General features: G+C 64.6%; 1 protein-coding gene and 2 pseudogenes. All 3 read left to right on the forward strand.

All coding sequences use genetic code 11. From position 1 onward, the window contains the following. Positions 1–365 (forward strand): annotated as a pseudogene (locus EOA60_RS27460) (ribulose-phosphate 3-epimerase); the annotation flags it as partial. A 261-nt stretch (positions 366–626) separates the two neighbouring features. Continuing rightward, a complete protein-coding gene (locus EOA60_RS27465; RefSeq protein WP_095824391.1) occupies positions 627–1367 on the forward strand; it encodes a GntR family transcriptional regulator in 741 nt (246 codons plus the stop codon). A 61-nt stretch (positions 1368–1428) separates the two neighbouring features. Then, a pseudogene (locus EOA60_RS27470) lies at positions 1429–2741 on the forward strand (malonyl-CoA synthase); the annotation flags it as partial.

Below are 2741 nucleotides of genomic sequence, written 5' to 3' on the forward strand. Positions count from 1 at the left end.
CCATCAAAGGTCTCGGCAAGAAGGCCGGTGTCTCGCTCAACCCGGCGACGCCGGAAACGGCGATCGAATATGTGCTCGACCGGCTCGACCTCATCCTGATCATGACCGTCAATCCCTGCTTCGGCGGCCAGGCTTTCATCCCGGCGATCGTCGACAAGGTGCGAAAGGTCAAGGCGCTGATCGGCGAGCGCCCGATCCGCATCGAGGTCGACGGCGGCATCTCGCCGGAAACGGCGCCGCTGGTGACGGCCGCCGGCGCCGGCGTGCTGGTGGCCGGCGCGGCCATTTTCAAAGGCGGCACAGTAGAAACCTATCGGGCAAATATCGAAGCGATCCGCTCAGCCGCCGACAAGGCCGCCCGTTAAAGACGTCGACAGTGCGTTCCTAGCAAAGCCGCCTCGCTAACTAAGGGCTGTTCAGTATACCGAGTTATGTCAAGTCTCCCACTGACGTCAGCCTTTTTTCAAGTGGATTTTACTTTATTCGATAATTGACCCCGCCTTGTCTCAAAGTACGAATATCGCCATCATACGTTTTTAGGCGGCAGTGCTCGGCTGCAAGATACATCGTATGAAATTGCTTGGCCGAGGGACCCTGCAAAACAGGGGCCGGCAACAGGAGTCAAATTGTACGGGAACGCCGATACGGGCGAAGGCAAGGGTGCCAAGAGCACGCTGGCCAGTTCGGTCTACCATCAGCTCCGCGAGGACTTGCTGCGGGGAGCTTTGGAAGCCGAGGGCAAGCTGCGCGTCGAATGGGTCGTTTCCCGGTATGGCGCCGGCGCCTCGCCGGTGCGCGAGGCGCTGAACCGTCTGGCCGCCGAGGGATTGCTCGGCCGCCACGACCAGCGCGGCTTCTTCGTGATGCCGGTCAACGCGGCCGAGTTGGAGGAGCTCACCCGCACGCGGTGCTGGCTGGAAGAACGCGCATTACGCGAATCCATTGCGCACCGCACCGCGGAATGGGAAGAACAGCTGGTGCTCGCCCTGCACCGCCTGGCGCGCGCCGAACGCCGCCGGCCCGACGACCCGGCAACCAACAATCCGGAATGGGAGAAGCTGCACCGCGCCTTTCATCGGGCGCTGATCTGCGCCTGCCGCTCGCATTGGCTGATCGGCTTTTGCGACCAGCTTTCCGACCAGGCCTCCCGCTACCGGCTGATCTCGCAGCGCGGCCCCGGCTCCGAACGCGACGACTTCGGCGAGCACCGGACGATTGCCGAGCGGACCATGGACGGCGACGCCGACGGCGCGGTCGAGGCCTTGCTCAGTCACTACCGCCTGACGGCGGAGATGTGCATGGCGCAGCTCAGCCCAGGCGACGGTCCGCGGGCTCGCGCAGGCAAGGCCGCGCGCGGTCGCAAATAGCTGCCCATCGCTGACAAATCTGATATTCGCTCTGGCCGAGCTTTCGACGCCAGGGGACGACATGACCAATCACCTGTTCGACGCGTTTCGCGCCAGCATGCCGGCGCCTGGCCAAGTGCTGATGGAGACGGATGACGGGCGTTCGATTTCCTATGCCGACATGCTGGCGCGGTCCGCGCGGTTTGCGCACGCGCTGGTGGCCGCTGGTGTGCTGCCCGGCGATCGCGTCGCGGTGCAGGTGGAGAAGACCCCTGAAGCTTTGCTCCTCTATCTCGCCTGTCTGCGCGCCGGCGCCGTCTTCCTGCCGCTCAACACCGCCTATACGCTGCCGGAGCTCGACTATTTCTTCCGCGACGCGGAGCCGCGGCTGGTCGTGTGCGATCCGGAAAAGGTGAAGGATGTGCAACCGCTTGCCGCATCGGCGGGGGCGGCGACGCTGACGCTAGGCCGCGACGGACAGGGCACGCTTGCGGACCGTGCGGCGCTGCAGCCGGCGGATTTTGCGGATCTGGAGCGCGGCCCCGACGATCTTGCCGCCATCCTTTACACATCGGGCACGACGGGCCGCTCCAAGGGAGCCATGCTCAGCACGAGAACCTCGCCTCCAACGCGCGCGTGCTGGTGGATTACTGGCGCTTCAGCAGCGATGATGTGCTCATCCACGCGCTGCCGATCTTCCACACGCACGGCCTGTTCGTCGCGACCAACGTCATCCTGATAGCCGGCGCAAAGATGCTGTTCGAGCAGAAGTTCGACCCGGCCCGTGTGATTTCGATTCTGCCGCGCGCGACCGCGCTGATGGGCGTGCCGACCTTCTATGTGCGGCTCCTGCAGCAGCAGGGCCTGACGAAGGAGGCGGCCAGCCGCATGCGGCTGTTCATCTCCGGTTCGGCGCCGTTGCTTAGCGAGACGCATAATGCCTGGCGCGAGCGCACCGGCCACGCCATCCTCGAACGCTACGGCATGACCGAAACCAACATGAACACCTCCAATCCCTATGACGGCGAACGGCGCGCTGGCACGGTCGGCTTTCCGCTGCCGGGTGTCGCGCTGCGCGTCGCCGACCCCGAAAGCGGCAAGCCGCTAGCCCAGGGCGAGATCGGCATGATCGAGGTGAAGGGCCCGAACGTCTTTGCCGGCTATTGGCGGATGCCAGAGAAAACCAAGGCCGAATTCCGCGACGACGGCTTCTTCATCACCGGCGACCTCGGCCTGATCGACACCGGCGGCTATGTCCACATCGTCGGCCGCGGCAAGGACCTGATCATCTCGGGCGGCTACAACGTCTATCCCAAGGAGATCGAGAGCGAGATCGACGCGCTTGCCGGCGTTGCCGAAAGCGCGGTGATCGGGGTTGCGCATCCCGACTTCGGC

Origin of the sequence: Mesorhizobium sp. M1A.F.Ca.IN.020.06.1.1 (assembly GCF_004023265.1) — a bacterium.
Classification (GTDB): domain Bacteria; phylum Pseudomonadota; class Alphaproteobacteria; order Rhizobiales; family Rhizobiaceae; genus Mesorhizobium.